This window comes from Rhodococcus sp. F64268 (assembly GCF_023015605.1).
Classification (GTDB): domain Bacteria; phylum Actinomycetota; class Actinomycetes; order Mycobacteriales; family Mycobacteriaceae; genus Rhodococcus.
The window spans coordinates 759,344-776,878 of the sequence record NZ_JALKAI010000002.1 but is presented as its reverse complement, the minus strand read 5'-3'; the positions used below and the strand labels follow the sequence as shown (position 1 = coordinate 776,878).

Below are 17,535 nucleotides of genomic sequence, written 5' to 3'. Positions count from 1 at the left end.
TCCGACGTCAGGGTCGACGATGTCGACTCCGGACGAGTCGGCGACGCACTCGCCGCGCTTGTCCAGCTACTCACCACATGACCTTCGGGCGTCACTTCACGCCGCCCCACCCCCTCATACCAGCGGAGTTGACATGAGCGCATCCCCGAGCGCTTCCAGCAAGCCGAGCAGTCGGTTACTGCTGCTCATCGAGATACCTGCAGTCATCGTGCTTTTCGTGATGATGATCCATGTGACGGCGAACGCGCTCATGCGAGCGTTCGCGTCGTCGCCCATCCCGAACACGCTCGAGATCACCCAGTACATCTACGTCCCGATCATCGCCCTGCTCGGCTTCATGGCGGCGCAGGCCAGGGGGGAGCACATCGTCGCGGACCTCGTGGCTCACTACTTCCCCACGCGGGTCAGACGAGCGGTGCTGTTCTTCGGGTACATGCTCGGTGTCGTGGTGTTCTTCGGATTCGCATGGTTCGGCCTCGAAGAAGCTCTCCACTCGCGAGACATCGGAAAGACCGCGGGCGTGTCGACCGTCGTGGCATGGCCCGTGTACTTCCTCGTTCCCATCGCCTTCGGCGTCCTGTGTGTGCAGTTCGCCTTCGCGGGCGTGCGTGCCCTCCGCGGCGGGGAGGATTCGGTCGACGCGACCGACGCCGAGGTAGCCCGCATCACCGACGAGATCGATGAAGAAAACGGTGTGTCCGCCACTGCCGCAACTGCGCCGAATTCGGAGAGCAAATGACTACCACTACCACCGCAGAAGTTCGGGACCCGAATCCCACCCCGCCGGTTGTCGGCCCCAGCAACAAGTTTTCGACCCGTTCATGGGTGTTGTTCGGTGCCTTGATGGTGCTGCTACTGGGGTCGACTGCCGCGATATTCATGCCGCTGACGCCGGTCGCGATCGGCTGCGCGTCGATCGTGATGATGATTACGCTGCTGTGCCTGCGGGTTCCGGTGGCATTGACCATGATCGTCCCGTCGTTCGCAGGGCTCTACGCGATGCGTGGCGAGCGGACGGTGACGAGTGCGCTCACGTCACTTCCCTACGACGAGGTGGCGAGCTGGACCCTCAGCGTCGTGCCGATGTTCGTGCTCATGGGTCTGTTGCTGTGGCGCTCCGGCATGACCGATTCGCTCTATACCGCTGCCCGACAGTGGTTGGGCTGGCTTCCGGGCGGCCTGGCGGTCGGCACGAACATCGCCGGCTCCGGACTGGCTGCGGTCAGTGGGTCCACGACCGGGACGACCTATGCTCTCGGCCGCATCGGAATCCCCGAGATGCTCAAGGCCGGATACGACCGACGACTTGCGGTCGGTGCGGTGTTGGTCGCCGGTCTGCCCGGCCAGCTGATCCCGCCGAGTATCCTGCTCGTCCTGTACGCGGGCATCGCCGAGGTTCCGGTCGGTAAGGCGCTGCTCGCCGGTATCGGCCCCGGAATCCTCGTCTCGATCATGTTCACGGTGGCGATCATCCTGATTGCCGTCTTCGCCAAGGACGTTGCGGGGACGAAGGAAAGCCGCATCGAGGCGTCGAGCGTCTCATGGAGTACCCGGTTCAAGAGCCTCGTGTCCATCTGGCCGATTCCGGTCCTGGTGGCGGTGATCATCGGTGGAATGTTCTCGGGCCTCTTCACCGCCACCGAGGCCGGCGCGGTCGCCGCACTCTGCTCGGTCGGCGTGGTCTTCATCTGGAGGCGCAAGACCGGCGGCGCGAGTCGCGCGCTCCTCGACGGTTCCATCGGTACCGTCTCGACGGTCGGTGCGGTCTTCCTCCTGCTGGTCGGTGTCGAGGCGCTCTCCCGGATGATGACGTTGACCGGCATCAGCAACGGGTTCGCCGATCTGATCACCGATATGAACCTCGGGCGGGTCGAGTTCCTCCTGCTGATGATGGTGGTCTACCTGATCCTCGGCGCCTTTATGGATCCGCTGCCGATGATGGTGCTCACCGTGCCGATCCTGATCCCGACGCTCGAGAGTCTCGACATCTCGATGCTGTGGTTCGGTGCCTTCGTCGTGTTCATGGGTGAGCTCGCGATCCTCTCGCCGCCGGTCGGCATCCTGGCGATGATCGTCCACTCGATCGTCAAGGATCCGAAGGTGAACCTGGGCAAGGATATTCCGCTCAAGGACGTATTCGTCGCCGCTGCGTGGTTCCTGCCGATGGCCATCGTGGTCGTCCTGATCCTGATCTTCTTCCCGGAGATCTCGACGTTCCTGCCCGACCGTTCCAGCGGCGGCTGAGGGCAGTCGTAACACTGGGTGTGTCGACGCCCTCGCATACGGTGGCCTCGAGGGGCGCCGTCGCGGGGGCGTCGTCATCGGGTTCTGAGCCGGGTCATCGGGTTCTGAGTCGGTTCGGAAAGCGCGACCCGAGAACGCTTGCCCTAATCTATGAACATCATTATAGTGAACTAAGTAACGTTCACCCGGGGCGTAGGCGCATACTCGTCTCCCCGAACCCATCACACGGCGAAGGAGTGGACATGAGTGCACAGAACACCGAGGGAACCGAAGCCTCGAACGGCAACCGTCTGCGTTGCAACAACTGCGGCTCAGAAGCAATTGTCACCAAGGCCGGTGGCTCGTCGCTGAACTGCTGCGGCGCACCCCTCGAGGTCACGTTCGGTCGATAGCCGACCGGACCACGTTGCCATCACCACATCCCAGGAGTTCACATGAACGAGGTCGGTAAGCGCTACACGTGCGCCACCTGCGAAACCCAGATCATCTGCGTCAAGAAGGGCGAGGGGCAATTCGCCTGCCACGGCGCTCCCATGGAGCTCGTCACGGCGAAGCCTCTGCCCTCGTCCGACTAGGACTACTCGATCCTGTCTGTTCGGCGGACACCGACGTCCAATGGACACCGACGAAACCCTGGCTGCGTACGGCGCGGCATCGTGTGAGAAGAAGGAGCGCGCAATGGCTGGTCCACTCGACGGACTCGTAGTGATCGATGCGAGCTGGGGCATGCCGGCTGCCGTTTCGACGATGATGCTGGCAGACTACGGTGCCCGCGTCATCAAGGTCGAGCGTCCGGGCGGGGGTCCCGACGCTGGAGCGAACATCCGCAAGTCGACCGACCGCGGCAAGTGGAGTGTCGAGGCGGATCCGCACACCGACGAGGGACGCGCGATCATCCGCGGTCTCGTGGCGAACGCCGATGTGCTCGTCGAGTCGTTCGGTGTGGGTAAAGCCGACGCACTGGGGCTCGGCTACGACGAGCTGCACGCGCAGTTCCCCGAACTCGTCTACGTGTCGGTGACCGGATACGGCAACGTCGGTCCCCACGCCGAGCGGCCCGGCTACGAGGCTCTGCTCAATGCCCGTCTCGGGCAGATGGCCGAGCAGGAGGGTCACCGCGACGGGCCCATCTTCATGGGTCACCCGACCGTCTCCTACGGCACCGCGTTCATCACCACGATCGGCATCCTGTCGGCGTTGCGCGCGCGGAAGATCAACGGCGCCGGCCAGAAACTTGACACCTCCCTGCTCGATGGCATGCTCGCGATCGCGTCGATGAACTGGTGGTGGAACGAGAAGGACATCTCCTACCTCGCTCGCAGCGGCACCCAGAAGGGCTTCGGCAACAAGCGTCTGATCACCGATCCCTTCCAGTGCGCCGACGGCAAGTGGCTCGTCGTCCATACCGGGGGCCCCGGTGCATACAAGCGGACGATGGACATCCTCGGGTTCGGTGACCGCACACAGACGATCGACGGTCCCGAAATGGCCGTACCGCTCGACGAGGTCGAACTCGACATCGCGCGCAACCAGGTTCCCCAGGCATTCAAGCAGCGCAACAGGGACGAATGGCTCGAAATGCTGCACGCGGACGACATCGCTGCGCTGCCACTCAACCATCCCGAAGACATCTTTGCCGACGACCAGGTTCAGTTCGCGGGCGTGCCGATCGAACTGCCCGACGAGGACTACGGCACGATCCAGCAGGTCGGCCCGGTGATCCGCTTCGAGAAATCGAAGCCTGCGACCCCGGTGCCCGCGCCGAAGGTCGGTGAGCACAACTCCCGCACGGACGAGATCGCTCGCTCCGATGTCTGGGCACCCCTGCCGGACAACTCCGAGAAGGTGACGCGCCCGCTGCAGGGTGTGAAGATCCTCGACTTCAGCTCCTACTTCGCCACCGGATTCGGTGCACGTCTGCTGTCCGACCTCGGTGCCGAGGTCATCAAGATCGAGCCGCTCATCGGCGATCAGATGCGCCCGCTCGGCGACCTGTTCGAAGGCGCCAACCGCGGCAAGCGCAACATTGCCTTGGATCTGCGGAAGCCCGAGGGACAGGAGATCGCGCACCGTCTCGTTGCAGAAGCCGACGTGGTGATGCACAACTACCGACCCGGTAAAGCAGAGAAGATCGGCCTCGGCTACGAGACGCTGAAGGCGATCAATCCCGACGTCATCTACGCGTACCTTCCCGGATTCGGTTCGGCCGGACCGAAGTCGAGCCTCAAGTCGTTCGCGCCGATGGTGTCCGGCATGGTCGGCCTCAACTTCGAAGGATCGGGCAGGGGCAATCTTCCGATCCGCCGTGTCATCGGCAACGAAGATCTGTACAACGGATTCCTCGGCGCAGTCACGGTATTGTTGGCCCTCAATCACCGCCTCAACACAGGGGAGACGCAATCCGTCGAGAGCCCGCAGCTGCACTCGAGCTTGTTCGTCGTCAGTGAGCACTCCGCGACACTCGACGGGAAAGCGATTCCCGCACACGAACTCGATGCAGACCAGACCGGATGGTCGCCGCTCTACCGGTTGTACCGCACGAATGACGGGTGGATCGCGATCGCAGTGTTCGGCAACGCGGCTTTCGTGCGCCTCGTCGAGGCGCTCGGCCGCCCGGAACTGGCCACGGACGCGCGTTTCACGACGCATACCGACCGCTCGGCGAATGCCGATGCGCTCGCGGAGACCCTGACCGATCTGTTCGCCGGCCTGGACAGCGAGAGCGCCTTCAAACTCCTCGACAACAACTCGGTGCCCGTCGAGATCCCCCTCGACTACCCGATCATGCCCGAACTGCTCTGGGAGGAATGGGCTCTCGACTCGAATCGGGTCGTCGAGCATCATCACCCCGAGTACGGCTGGTGCCGTGAGGTCGGCATGGTCATGCACCTGTCCGACACCCCCGGCGCGTTCAAGGGGGGTGCGCCGGCGCTCGGTGAGCACTCGCGCGAGATCCTCACCGAGCTCGGCTACACCTCCGACGAGGTGACCTCACTCATGGCGTCCGTGTGTGCACTGCCGTCCGATCAAGCACTGCCCACGGCAGCAGCGAAGGAAGACTGACCATGGACATCACGTATCCGCCGGAAGCGGAGCAGTACCGCGCATCGCTCCGTGAACTTCTCGAATCGAATCTGCCGGACGACTGGAAGGGGATCGGCGCCCTCCCCGGAGTCGAGCAGGAGGAGTTCCTGAAGTCGTGGCGCAAAGTCCTGTCCGACAACGATCTGCTCGCGGTGTCCCTGCCCCGTGAATACGGCGGCGGCGGACTGTCCGACATCGAGCAGGTCGTGCTCAACGAGGAATTGATGCGCCTCGGAGTTCCGGAAGGCACCGAGAACGACACGCTCGGTATCAAGCTGCTGTGCAACACACTGGCTGTGCTCGGCACCGAGGAGCAGAAGGAATACTTCATTCCGAAGACCCTCTCCGGCGAAATCAGCTGGTGCCAAGGGTATTCGGAGCCTGAGGCAGGATCCGATCTGGCGGGCATGCGAACGCGTGCCGTGCTCGACGGCGACGAATGGGTCATCAACGGCCAGAAGACGTGGACCTCCGCGGGCAGCAGCGCGAACTGGATCTTCGCGATCTGCCGTACAGATCCGACGGCCGTCAAGCACAAGGGCCTGTCGTTCTTGCTGGTCCCGATGGACCAACCCGGCGTCGAGGTACGACCGATCCTCAACGCCGCAGGTTATGTCGCGTTCAACGAGGTGTTCTTCACTGACGCACGCACAGACGCGGCAAATGTGCTCGGCGAGGTCAACGGAGGCTGGCACACGGCCAACACGCTCCTCGGATTCGAACGTGGAGTGCGCGCGACGACCGACGCGGTGCGTTTCGGACGCGAGGTCGACCGGCTCATCGAACTCGCCCGCGAGCGAGGACTCACCACCGATCCACACATCCGTCAGGAACTCACGTGGTGCTGGCAGCGGGTGCAGACGATGCGCTTCCGCGGTTACCGTGCGCTTACGAAGCTGCTCGAAGGCGGGCGCCCCGGTACTGACGGCTCGTTCTCCAAGATCTACTGGGCCGAGTTCTTCCAGCGCTACACCGAGGTCGGACTCGAAATCCTGGGACTCGAAGCGTTGACACCGGAAGGGCAGGGGAACAACGGCATTCTGGTCACCCCTGCGCCCGGAACCGAGAACTCCTCGCGCTGCTGGAACGACATCGCTCTCTACGCGCGCGCGGCGACGATCTACGGCGGTAGCTCGCAGATTCAGCGCAACATCATCGGCGAGCAACTGCTGGGTCTCCCCAAGGAGCCGAGGCTCGACAGCGGCCCGTTCCAGGACATCGGGCGACGCAAGACTGCCTGATCCGAGATCTCCGCCGATCTACGGCAGAACGGAACTATCGTGTACTTCGAATTCAACGAGGACCAAGAAGAATTCCGCGGGTCCTTGCGCAAACTCCTGTCGGAACGTGCACCGCTCACCAGGGTGCGCCAGGTGGCCGAAACCCGCGGATACGATTCGTCGACCTGGCAGTTGCTCGCCTCCGATATGGGGGTGCCGGGTATCCACGTCCCCGAAGAGCTGGGAGGGAGCGGCTTCAGTCTTCTCGAAACATGCGTGGTGGTACAAGAACTCGGACGCGCACTGACACCGGTACCCGTGATCACGACGATCGGTGCAATGGAGGCCATCCGGGGGCTGGGTTCCGCGGCGCAGCAGGAGGAGCTGGTTCCGGGGCTGGCGTCCGGCGAGACCATCGGCACGTTGGCGTTGTCGAGCAACCGCGACCTCGAGGTGGACGGTGCGGCCGTGCGCGCGTCGGCCGAAGGCGATACGCACACACTCACAGGGCGTGTGGACTATGTGGCATTCGGGCACACCGCTGATCTGCTGGTCGTGCCTGCAGTGACCCCGTCCGGCAACGAGATCGGGTTGTACGTGGTGGCCGCTACTGCGTCCGGTGTGACGATCGAATCGCGTGAGACTCTCGACCTGACGCGCCCCCTCGCGTCCGTGCAACTCGCCGGTGCCCCCGCTCGATTGCTGGGCTCCGATCACGCGGCAATCGTCCGTGTCGTCGACCTCGTTCGAATCCTGCTGGCCAACGAGGCCATCGGGTCTTCGAAGGCCATCCTCGACATGGCGGTCGACTACGCGAAGCAGCGCGTGCAGTTCAATCGGCCCATCGGATCGTTCCAGGCGATCAAACACAAGTGCGCCGACATGGCGATCGCGATCGACTCGGCGGAGGCCACGGTCATGTTCGCGTCGATGTCCGCGGCGGGCGAGTCGAAAGACTTCAGGCTCGCCGCGCTGATGGCGAAGGCGCAGGGTTCGGAGTGCCTCACACTGTGTGCATCCCAGAACATTCAGGTCCACGGTGGCATCGGATTCACGTGGGAAGCCGATCCGCATCTGTACTTCCGTCGAGCGAAATCGATCGAGCCGCTGTTCGGAAGCAAGGTGCACCACAACGACATGCTGGCCGATCTGGTCGGAATCTGAGGGGAGCGGGAGATGACCACAACGATACCGACCACAACGATGCGCCGCCTCGAAGGCGACGTTGCGCTGGTGACGGGGGGCGGTTCCGGAATCGGGGCGGCCTCGGCGATCCGGCTCGCGCAGGAAGGTGCCGCGATCGCGGTCGTCGACGTCAATGTCGACAATGCGGAGGTCACTGCCTCGCAGATTCGTGAGGCGGGCGGTACGGCCGTCGCGTTTGCCGCGGACGTCCGTGACGACAAGGCGATGGACGAGATCGTGGCGGCCGTCGTGTCACAGCTCGGGGAGATCAGCGTGGTCTTCACCGCGGCAGGCGTCAGCGGTGCGCGTCTGGACAGTCATGAAGTCACACGTGACGATTGGTACGGGGTTCTCGACATCAATCTGTCCGGCACGTTCTTCACCGTTCGCAGTGCGCTGCCCTCGCTGCTGCGCCGGGGCGGTGGCTCCGTTGTGACCTGCGGGTCGACGTCGTCGTTCATCGCGACGCAAGGCGGCCTCGCGCCGTATCGCGCGTCGAAGGGCGGGGTGAAGATGCTGACGCAGACGCTCGCTGTCGAGTACGCGCCGCAGGGTATCCGGGTGAACAGCGTCTGCCCCGGGGCTGTCCGTACCAACCTCAGTGCCAATACCGCGGCCATCGTGCCGACGACCGGCACGGTGAAGAATCCTTCGAAGCCGCTGAGCGTTCCTCTCGGACGGTACGGCGAGGCTGAGGAAATCGCTTCGGTAGTAGCGTTTCTCGCGTCACCGGATGCGTCGTACGTGACGGGTCAGGCCATTCTCGTCGACGGCGGGGTCACGGCAGAATGAGGCCTTGACATCTCCTTAATTCAGTCGCATGATTAACACCATAACCGTGAGGGTGATCACTCCGAGTGGAGTATCCGAGAAGGTCGGTATCACCGGATCTTGCGGTCGATCCTGACGAAGGAGTTCCGAAGTGGTCACATTCTCCCGGGCACGCCTGCTGCCTCGCGCCGGCGTCCTCGTGACGGCAGGAGCGTTGCTGCTCGCCGGGTGCGCTGAAACCTCATCCGGTGGCGGTGACACCAACGGAGGCGGTGAGGGTGTCGCGTTCGGTGCGACGATGGAGGAATACCAGGCGGCATTCGCAGACGTGGACCCCATTGTGTTGCACACACAGTCGCCCAGCACGCAGGGATCCACCGGCGGCGCGTTCATCGACGCCTACACCTCGGCCGTCGAGGAATGGTCAGACGGCAAGATCACATTCGACATTGCCTACTCCGACGCGATCGCCAAGTCCACCGAGATCGACAACGCCATCGTCGACGGCCGACTCGATATCGGACAGGTCCTCGCTGTGTACGAACCGCAGGAGTTCCCGGCGACATCTGCTCTGCTCGACGCCAGCGTGCTGTCCGACCAGAGCGTTGTCACCGGCGTTCTCCAGTCGAATGCGTGGCCGGCGGACGTCGCCCTGAACACCCCCGAGATCGTCTCCGAGTTCGAAGACAAGGGCATGAAGCTGATGCTTCCCGCCTATAACGCCGGTATGAACGCGCTGTTCTGCTCCGACAAGCGCGTCGCGCTTCCCGATTACCAGGGTCGCAGCATTTCTGTCGGCAGCACCGCAGGTAACCAGCAGGTCTCCGCTCTCGGTGCGACCCCGACGTCCGTTGCCTACACCGAGGCTTACGAGGCATTGCAGCGCGGTGTCATCGACTGCTCGATGCTCAGCCCCGCGGCTGCCCAGATCGGCGGCATCCTCGAAGTTGCACCGCAGACGGTGATCGACCCGGAAGCCGGCCTCGCAGTGCCGAGCGGCAACATGGCGATGAACCTCGATGTGTGGGAATCGCTTCCGCTCGTGGCGCAGCAGCTCATGTGGGATCGCCTCGACGCGTTCATGACCGGCAGCATCGAGGGCAAGATCTGGCCCGTCACCGTCGATTCCGTCAAGGACATCCAGCAGTACGGCGGATCCATCGAGCCGTTCGCCGACGACGCGCGTACCGCGGTGCAGGATGCGAACAACAAGATCGTCGACGCGATCGCGGGTAACAGCGGTCTGAGTGACGGCGCCGGATTCGTCACGTCGGTGCGTGAGAGCGCCGACAAGTGGAGCCAGACCATCACTGAGCTCGGCTACACCAACGAAACCGACTACAACGGCTTCGCCACCTGGTACACGCCAGGCAAGATCGACATCGCCCCGTACATCGAGCGGGTCTACGAGGAGATCTACCTGCCTCATCGCCCGTCCTGACATTCGCCGACCACGTTCCGGAGGAGTTGCCCCCCTGCGCCTCCTCCGGAACGTTTCTGCATCAAGGGATACACCATGACCGAACGTCATTCCGGCACGGCCGCAATCGCACTCGACGGTGCGATCGACATGCACTGCCATTTCGGTCCGGAGCCGCTCGTGGAGATGGCAGCCAAGACGCCGCACAGCGTCGACCCGGTCGAGGCAGCGCGAGAGGCCGCCGACCACGGTATGCGAGCGCTCGTGTTGAAAGCACATGAATTTCCGTCGACGGTCGCTGCACATCTCGCCAATGTGGCCGTCCCCGAAGTCCGGTCGATCGGAGGAATCTGCCTCGATCATCCTGTCGGAGGCCTGAACCCGCACGCCGTCGAATGCGCGTTGCGTGCGGGCGCGCAGGTCGTCTGGCTACCCACGCTGTCGTCGGAGCAGGATGCACCGGCGAAGGTGAAGGCCTTCTTCGGTGAGAAGGAAGAGGGGATCCGGGTGATCGACGCCGACGGGGCGATCGTTCCCGAGGTGCGCACGATCCTCGACCTGATCACCCAGTATGACGCTGTCCTCGCGACCGGACACGTATCGACCGCCGAACATTTCGCCGTCGCACGAGAATGCGCGTCGAAGGGACGCGTTCTCGTCACCCACGCGATGCATGCGACGACCGGCCCGCGTCTCACCGAGCGGGAGGTGATCGAACTGGCCGACCTCGGCGCCAGTATCGAATTCGCAGCCCACACCTGCATGGGCGAGCCGTCGACGTTCGCGAGCGTCGTGTCGGCGCTGAAACGACTCGACCCCGCCCGGGTGGTGCTCGCGACCGACTACGGATGGACGACGAAGATTCCGCACCCCGCGGCCGGTTTGCATTCGTATGTCAATGCACTGTGGGACGAGGGCATCGACGAAGCGGACCTGAAGGTCATGACCTGTGACAACCCGGCACGCCTGCTGGGCATGGACTGACGGCAGGGCGTGAAACAAGTGGCAACTACGATTTCGAAGGACAGAGTAATGACCGACACTCAGGGACGGGTGGCCGGGAAGGTCGCCTTCATCACCGGCGCTGCCCGCGGGCAGGGGCGGTCGCACGCGTTGCGGCTCGCGCAGGAGGGTGCCGACATCTATGCCACCGACGCATGCGAGGACATCGCCTCGCTGACCTACGGTATGGCGTCGGAGGAAGACCTCGCCGAAACCGCGCGACTCGTGGAGAAGACCGGACGCCGGATCATCACGCGCAAGGTCGACGTCAGGGACCAGGCCGGACTCGACGCCGCAGCGGCCGACTGCGTCGAGCAGTTCGGCCGGATCGACATCGTCAGTGCCAACGCGGGTGTCTGCGGCTGCCGCCCCACCGTCGAACTGACGGAGGACGAGTGGCAGGACATGATCGACATCAACCTCACCGGTGTGTGGAAGACGTCGAAGGCCGTGATTCCGCAGATGCTCCGGACCGGTGGCGGTTCGATCGTGCTGACCAGCTCGGTCGTCACATACAACGGCTCGCGCAACGTCGCTCACTACAACGCATCGAAGCACGGCGTGGTCGGTCTGATGCAGACTCTCGCAGCCGAGTACGGCGGCCAGGGAATCCGCGTGAACGCGGTCCATCCGGGCAACGTCGGGACCGACATGCTCTTCAGTGAATCGACGTTGCGGGTGTTCTGCCCGGACCTCGAGAACCCGACCATCGAGGATCTGCGCGCACGTGCACGCGGGCGCAACGTCATGGACATGGCGTGGGTGGAGCCCGAGGACATCACCAATGCCGTGCTGTGGCTGGCATCCGAAGAGGCCCGGTACGTCACCGGTGTCTCGATCCCTGTCGACTGCGGTCTCCGCATCAGCTGAGAGGTAACGGGAATGACTGAAGGACGCAACGTAGGACGCAAGGTTCTCATCACCGGTGGCGCAGGCGGTATCGGCGCCGCCGCCGCTCGACGACTCGTGCAGGAGGGCGCTGCGGTTGCAGTGCTCGATCTCGATGCGGCAGCGGCCGAAGCGCTCGCCGCCGAACTGCGTGGTGTGGGCGGTACAGGCGCGACGGCCGTCGCAGTGAGCGCGGACGTGTCCGATCCCGACTCAGTGGGACCGGCCATCGACGACGCTGCGACTCGGCTCGGCGGACTGGACGGGATCGTCACGTGCGCGGGCATCGCGAAATCTGCCCTGGTACACGAAATGTCGGTCGAGGACTGGCATGACGTGGTCGGTATCAACCTCACCGGCTCGTTCCTGTCGGTGCGGGCGGCGCTGCACCACATGCTGAAAGAACGGCGCTCGTCCGTCGTGACCATCGGATCGGTGGCCTCGCTGATCTCCGCGAACACCAATACATGCAGCTACGACGCGTCGAAATCCGGTGTGCTGGGCCTGACCCGGTCCATCGCGGTCGGATACGCCGATCGGGGCGTGCGCGCCAACACGCTGTGCCCCGGTGTCGTGGACACCCCGCTCGCGCAGCGGGCGCGGGAAGCGGGCGGTGTCACCAGCACGGCGCTGGCCCAGACACCCCTGGGACGCCGCGCAGAGGTCGACGAAATGGCGTCGATCATCGCGTTCCTCATCTCCGACGAGTCGTCCTACATGACGGGCTCGACCGTCACCGCGGACGGTGGACTCACCGCACAATAAGCAGGATCGTCTCGTCGGACAGAATCGTCTCGTCGGACATGTTCGGCGACGTATCACCCGAGAACCGAAAGGCACACTCATGGCTTCGACCGGACGCCTCGCCGGTAAGACAGCACTCATCACCGGTGCAGGATCCGGCCTCGGACGGGCGACCGCGCTCCGCTTCGGGGCAGAAGGCGCTGCCGTCTCCGTGGTCGATCGCGACCTCGCCGCGGCCGAGCAGGTCGCCGACGAAATCCGTGCGTCGGGCGGACGCGCACTGGCAGTGGCCGCAGATGTCACCTCCGATGCCGATTCCCAGCGCATGATCGCCGAGACGCTCGCAGAGTTCGACATCCTCGATGTCGTGTTCGCCAACGCCGGAATCAATGGTGCAGGCAACGCCGCGGACACGACGGAAGCCGAGTGGGACAAGGTGATCGGTGTGAACCTCAAAGGGGTGTGGCTGACATCGAAATACGCGCTGCCGCACATGATCGAGCGACGTACCGGGTCGATCATCAACCAGGCGAGCATGGGTGGCCTGATCGGCCTGCCCGGAATCTTCCCCTATACCGCAGCCAAGGGCGGTGTCATCGCCATGACCAAGCAGATGGCGGTGACCTACGGGCCGGACAACGTGCGAGTGAACGCAATCTGCCCGGGCACGATCCCCACACCGTTGGTGTACCGGTCTCGTGTCGACCGTGGTGCGGCCGACGCCGATGCCGACCAGACCGCGATCGACGCCGAGGTCGCGAATCGATTCCCGCTTCGCCGCCTCGGTACGCCGGACGATCTCGCTTCGGTGGCATTGTTCCTCGCGAGCGACGAAGCCGATTGGGTGACAGGCGGCATCTACACCGTCGACGGTGGTCGTAGCGCGTTCTGAGTGGTATGGACAGCGAAGGGCGGACCGGAATCCTGGTCCGCCCTTTCGTCATTCCATGCGCTGTCAGGCCATGAGTCCCGTGAATCGCCAATCGAGCACCGGCGCAGGCTCCGCGCCCGCGCGGTGCGCATAGACGAGCGAGCGCAGGTTCAGCACGCCCCCGCCCCCCGCGAGGGGTTGTGCGGACTCGACATGCAGATCGCTGGTGAGGGTATCGCCCTCATGGACGGGGCCGGTGTGATCGCACGACTTCCAGCCGAGCACCGTCACGAGATTCGGCAGCGCCCGTGACGCCTGGGACAGCGCCAGACCGATGGTGTGCCCGCCGTACACCAGCCGCCCCGCCGCACCGACGCGCTCGTCGTGATGGGTCGCGGCGATGTTGAGGCTCAGCCGAGCGAGCTCCGGTGCGCTCGAGACGACGTCGCCGCTCGACTTGAGGACGGAGCCGGCCAGCGAGGCATCGAAATGCGCGCCCGGCACCGAGGACCGGTACTCGTCGAGGTTCCATCCCTCGGGGGAGGTCCACTGCGGCTCGTCCTGCGGTCCGATCGCCGACAGGTCGTCGGCATGCACGATCCTGTTCTCGTCGGGGTTCTCGCTCAGCGGCAGCATGGCACATCGGTAGAAGTCGAGGACGGTATTGCCGTCCTGGTCGACGGTGTTCATCCGCAGAGCGGCGAGACCGGTGGGCTTGCGACCGGGCTTCGCCGAGTTCTCCTTCAGTCCCACTACCTCGGTTGTGGTGTACAGGGTGTCGCCGATGTAGGGGAACCGGCGGAAGCGCAGACCCCGGTAGAACAGGTTGGCCTTGACGTGGTGCGTGACCAGAGTCGACTGGCCGATCGCGATGTCGGTGACGAAACCTGCGTGCGCGACCGGGCCTTTCGCGACACGAGTGGCGAGGTGCTTGTCGAGGGGCAGGCGGAAGCGGTCACCGAGGATGCTCTGATGGGCGGCAGCGAGACCGTCGGTGAGGGTCACGGCGGGGGCGGTGTCGAAGACCTGGCCGACGGTGAGCTCGTCGAAGTAGGGCCCGCCGACGTAGGAGGGGGTGGTGGCCATGCTCAGGCTCCGATCTTGGTGAGGGTGCGGCGGGCAGCGACGGCGACAGCTTCGTCGAGCATCTGGCCGTCCAACTGCGCTGCTCCGGCGCCGCGTGCTTCGGCTTCTTCGAGTGCTGCGAGAACTTTGCGGGCGGCCTCGACCTGCTCGCCGGTGGGAGTGAATGCTGCCGTGGCGGAATCGATCTGCGCGGGGTGAATGACCCACTTGCCGTCGAATCCGAGGTCGGAAACCCACCGTGCGGAGTGCTGGAACGCCGCGTCGTCGGCGATACCGAGGAACGGGCCGTCGATGGCCTGCACGCCTGCTGATCGCGCCGCATGCAGGACGCGGTCTTGCACATACAACCAGTGTTCGGGCGCTGCGGTGCGTGCGCGTCCGAGAGCGGCACCGAGGTCGGCGTAGCCGATGATCACGCCTGCGACGCGTGGGCCCACGACGATCTCGTCGATGTTCTGGACACCGGCGGGCGTTTCGATGAGCGCTTGGATCCCGACGGGGGAGTCCTTGCCCAGGATGCGGTCGGCATCGACGAGATCGTCGGCGCTCTCGACTTTGGGGAACACGATCGACGCGAGCGCGTCGCCGAGTTCGGCGCACGCGCGCAGGTCGTCCTCGAACCACTCGGTGCCGCGTCCGTTGATGCGCACAGACACTGTGCGTCCGGCGCCGTACGTACGGACCAGGGGGGCGATGAGGTCGCGCGAAGCGGACTTCCAGTCGGGAGTGACAGCGTCCTCGAGATCGAGAACGACCTCGTCGGCGACGGATGCAAGGGCCTTGCCGGCCTTACGTTCATCGGAGCCGGGGGCGACGAGCACCGCTCGCCGGCGAAGATGTTGCTCGGAAGTCACGGGGAACCTCATGGAATTCGACGGTAGGGAACGTGGTCAAATGTACGGCCATTGTGCCGTGATGCGCTACTTCTATAGGTATCGGTAGCGGCACCGATCACTGATATCACTGGTTCGAAGTGTTGATTCGGCAGGGTGCGCGATTGACAAGCCTCGGCAATGGTCCTCAAAATGGCCGTACAAAGTGTGCGTCCCCGCGGCCGGGACCACGACGAGCCTAAGGACTTCCGTGAGCCATCTGAACGACGAAGAAACATTCCTGGTCAAGACCGTCCGCGACTTCATCGACCGCGAGGTCAAGCCGTCGGTGCAGGAAGTCGAGCACGCGAACGAGTACCCCGAGAAGTGGATCGAGCAGATGAAGCAGATCGGCATCTACGGGCTCGCGGTGCCCGAGGAGTACGGCGGATCGCCGGTGTCTATGCCGTGCTACGTGCAGGTCACCGAGGAACTCGCGCGCGGGTGGATGTCGCTCTCGGGTGCGATGGGCGGACATACCGTGGTCGCGAAGCTGCTGGCGTTGTTCGGTACCGAGGAGCAGAAGCGTAGGTACTTGCCCAAGCTCGCGACCGGTGAGATCCGGGCGACGATGGCGCTCACGGAGCCCGGTGGTGGTTCGGATCTGCAGGCGATGACCACGACCGCCAAGCGTGACGGCGACGACCTGGTGATCAACGGGGCGAAGACGTGGATCACCAACGCGCGTCGTGCGGGTCTGATCGCACTGCTGTGCAAGACCGATCCGCAGGCCACTCCGCGTCACAAGGGCATCTCGGTGGTGCTCGTCGAGCACGGTCCCGGCCTGACGGTCTCGCGGGATCTGCCCAAGCTCGGATACAAGGGTGTCGAATCGTGTGAACTGAGCTTCGACAATTACCGGATCTCGGCGGACGCGATTCTCGGTGGTGAGCCCGGCAAGGGGTTCGGGCACATGATGAAGGGCCTCGAGACGGGCCGGTTGCAGGTCGCGTCGCGGGCGCTGGGTGTGGCTGCGGCGGCGCTGGAGGATTCGTTGGCGTACGCGCAGCAGCGGGAGAGTTTCGGGCAGCCGATCTGGAAGCATCAGTCGATCGGTAATTATCTCGCCGAGATGGCGACGAAGCTGACGGCGGCGCGTCAGTTGACGCGGTATGCGGCGGAGAAGTTCGACAGCGGTGAGCGTTGCGATATGGAAGCGGGGATGGCGAAGCTGTACTGCTCGGAGATCGCGATGGAGATCGCGCTCAATGCGGTGCGGATCCACGGTGGGTACGGGTATTCGACGGAGTACGACGTGGAGCGGTATTTCCGTGATGCGCCGTTGATGATCGTCGGTGAGGGGACCAATGAGATTCAGCGCAATGTGATCGCGTCGCAGCTCGTGGCGCGCGGCGGACTCTGAGCGCCGCCCACTAGGATCTTCTCCGTCATGGACAGCAGAACACGCGAGACGACGGAACCCGCATACGCGCAACTCGCGCGTCAGTTGCGCGACGCTGTCGACGCCGGTCGGTACAACGACGGTGTGCGTCTGCCGACGGAGGCAGAGCTTGCGGAGCAGCACGGAGTGAGCAGACAGACCGTGCGCAGGGCATTCCAGGACCTGGTTGCCGACGGAATCGTCTATCGCGTGCCCGGTCGGGGTACGTTCGCGAACGAGTCGGGGCGGCGTTACCGTCGGCAGCTCGGCTCGATCGAAGATTTGCTCGCGTTGTCGGCGGACACGGTCATGGAGATCGTCTCGCCGCTGAAGCGCGGCGTCGATATCGATGCAGCGAGTCGATTGCGCCTCGACACCGATCTGCTGTACTCGGTCGTCCTGCGACGAGTACACGATGGGATACCGTTCGTGCACACCACAATCCATCTACCGGATGAGATTGCGGCGGATGTACTGGACGAACCTGCGCTGCAGCTCGGTGCATCCAGCCGCAACACCGTGATCGGGTTGCTCGAGCCGTATCTCGCCAGCCCGATCGTCGAAGCCGCACAATCGATCACCGTCGCACCTGCATCCGAGCAGGTCGCCGAGGTTCTGAACTGTGCTGTCGGGCACCCGCTGCTGCGGGTCGACCGTCTGTACTCGAACGAGGCAGGAATACCCACCGAACTGTCGGTGAGTTACTTCCTGCCCGAGCACTACACCTATCGCGTCACTCTCCGGCGTTCCGGGCACTGACGCCACAT

The 17,535-nt window shown here is 64.3% G+C and carries 17 protein-coding genes; 15 read left to right on the top strand and 2 right to left on the bottom strand.

Features of this window, described 5'->3' with window-relative positions:
* Nucleotides 1-133: 133 nt before the first annotated feature.
* The 13 genes from MWU77_RS07950 (at nucleotide 134) to MWU77_RS07890 (ending at nucleotide 13,450) form a co-directional block, all read left to right on the top strand.
* Nucleotides 134-739, top strand: coding sequence for a TRAP transporter small permease (locus MWU77_RS07950; protein ID WP_247273364.1), 606 nt, complete (start codon nucleotides 134-136; stop codon nucleotides 737-739).
* Nucleotides 736-2,244, top strand: a complete 1,509-nt coding sequence (locus MWU77_RS07945; RefSeq protein ID WP_169687327.1) for a TRAP transporter large permease — start codon at nucleotides 736-738, stop codon at nucleotides 2,242-2,244. Before MWU77_RS07950 ends, MWU77_RS07945 begins: the two co-directional genes overlap by 4 nt.
* A gap of 242 nt (nucleotides 2,245-2,486) precedes the next feature.
* The gene (locus MWU77_RS07940) at nucleotides 2,487-2,636 is read left to right on the top strand and encodes a desulforedoxin (RefSeq protein WP_169687326.1); all 150 of its coding nucleotides are present in this window, start codon (nucleotides 2,487-2,489) and stop codon (nucleotides 2,634-2,636) included.
* A gap of 42 nt (nucleotides 2,637-2,678) precedes the next feature.
* Nucleotides 2,679-2,819: a hypothetical protein gene (locus tag MWU77_RS07935; protein ID WP_169687325.1), complete on the top strand. Its 141-nt coding sequence runs from the start codon at nucleotides 2,679-2,681 to the stop codon at nucleotides 2,817-2,819.
* A 40-nt stretch (nucleotides 2,820-2,859) separates the two neighbouring features.
* Entirely contained in the window at nucleotides 2,860-5,307 is a 2,448-nt protein-coding gene (locus MWU77_RS07930) for a CaiB/BaiF CoA-transferase family protein (protein WP_247273363.1), read from the top strand.
* 2 nt (nucleotides 5,308-5,309) lie between these two features.
* Nucleotides 5,310-6,569, top strand: a complete 1,260-nt coding sequence (locus tag MWU77_RS07925; protein ID WP_169687323.1) for an acyl-CoA dehydrogenase family protein — start codon at nucleotides 5,310-5,312, stop codon at nucleotides 6,567-6,569.
* 39 nt (nucleotides 6,570-6,608) lie between these two features.
* Entirely contained in the window at nucleotides 6,609-7,712 is a 1,104-nt protein-coding gene (locus MWU77_RS07920; RefSeq protein ID WP_169687322.1) for an acyl-CoA dehydrogenase family protein, read from the top strand.
* A 12-nt stretch (nucleotides 7,713-7,724) separates the two neighbouring features.
* On the top strand, nucleotides 7,725-8,525 hold the full coding sequence (locus MWU77_RS07915) for an SDR family NAD(P)-dependent oxidoreductase (RefSeq protein ID WP_169687321.1): 801 nt from the start codon (nucleotides 7,725-7,727) through the stop codon (nucleotides 8,523-8,525).
* A 130-nt stretch (nucleotides 8,526-8,655) separates the two neighbouring features.
* The gene (locus tag MWU77_RS07910) at nucleotides 8,656-9,945 is read left to right on the top strand and encodes a C4-dicarboxylate ABC transporter substrate-binding protein (protein ID WP_247273362.1); all 1,290 of its coding nucleotides are present in this window, start codon (nucleotides 8,656-8,658) and stop codon (nucleotides 9,943-9,945) included.
* Between the two features lie 75 nt (nucleotides 9,946-10,020).
* Entirely contained in the window at nucleotides 10,021-10,908 is an 888-nt protein-coding gene (locus MWU77_RS07905; protein ID WP_247273361.1) for a DUF6282 family protein, read from the top strand.
* A 48-nt stretch (nucleotides 10,909-10,956) separates the two neighbouring features.
* Entirely contained in the window at nucleotides 10,957-11,796 is an 840-nt protein-coding gene (locus MWU77_RS07900; RefSeq protein ID WP_169687318.1) for a mycofactocin-coupled SDR family oxidoreductase, read from the top strand.
* A gap of 12 nt (nucleotides 11,797-11,808) precedes the next feature.
* Nucleotides 11,809-12,579 carry an SDR family NAD(P)-dependent oxidoreductase gene (locus tag MWU77_RS07895; protein WP_169687317.1) on the top strand — a complete coding sequence of 257 codons (771 nt, stop codon included), beginning with the start codon at nucleotides 11,809-11,811 and terminating at the stop codon, nucleotides 12,577-12,579.
* A 79-nt stretch (nucleotides 12,580-12,658) separates the two neighbouring features.
* Nucleotides 12,659-13,450, top strand: coding sequence for an SDR family NAD(P)-dependent oxidoreductase (locus MWU77_RS07890; protein WP_169687316.1), 792 nt, complete (start codon nucleotides 12,659-12,661; stop codon nucleotides 13,448-13,450).
* A gap of 63 nt (nucleotides 13,451-13,513) precedes the next feature.
* On the opposite strand, the gene MWU77_RS07885 is transcribed toward MWU77_RS07890, so the two are convergent.
* Together MWU77_RS07885 and MWU77_RS07880 are read right to left on the bottom strand one after the other, a co-directional pair.
* The gene (locus MWU77_RS07885; RefSeq protein WP_247273360.1) at nucleotides 13,514-14,515 is read right to left on the bottom strand and encodes a MaoC family dehydratase; all 1,002 of its coding nucleotides are present in this window, start codon (nucleotides 14,513-14,515) and stop codon (nucleotides 13,514-13,516) included.
* A 2-nt stretch (nucleotides 14,516-14,517) separates the two neighbouring features.
* Complete coding sequence (locus tag MWU77_RS07880) at nucleotides 14,518-15,381, bottom strand: CoA ester lyase (RefSeq protein WP_247273359.1); 864 nt, start codon at nucleotides 15,379-15,381, stop codon at nucleotides 14,518-14,520.
* 217 nt (nucleotides 15,382-15,598) lie between these two features.
* Here MWU77_RS07880 and MWU77_RS07875 point away from each other — a divergent pair, with 217 nt between their 5' ends.
* Together MWU77_RS07875 and MWU77_RS07870 are read left to right on the top strand one after the other, a co-directional pair.
* Nucleotides 15,599-16,750, top strand: coding sequence for an acyl-CoA dehydrogenase family protein (locus MWU77_RS07875; RefSeq protein ID WP_169687313.1), 1,152 nt, complete (start codon nucleotides 15,599-15,601; stop codon nucleotides 16,748-16,750).
* A 27-nt stretch (nucleotides 16,751-16,777) separates the two neighbouring features.
* Nucleotides 16,778-17,527: a GntR family transcriptional regulator gene (locus MWU77_RS07870; RefSeq protein WP_169687312.1), complete on the top strand. Its 750-nt coding sequence runs from the start codon at nucleotides 16,778-16,780 to the stop codon at nucleotides 17,525-17,527.
* Nucleotides 17,528-17,535: the final 8 nt, after the last annotated feature.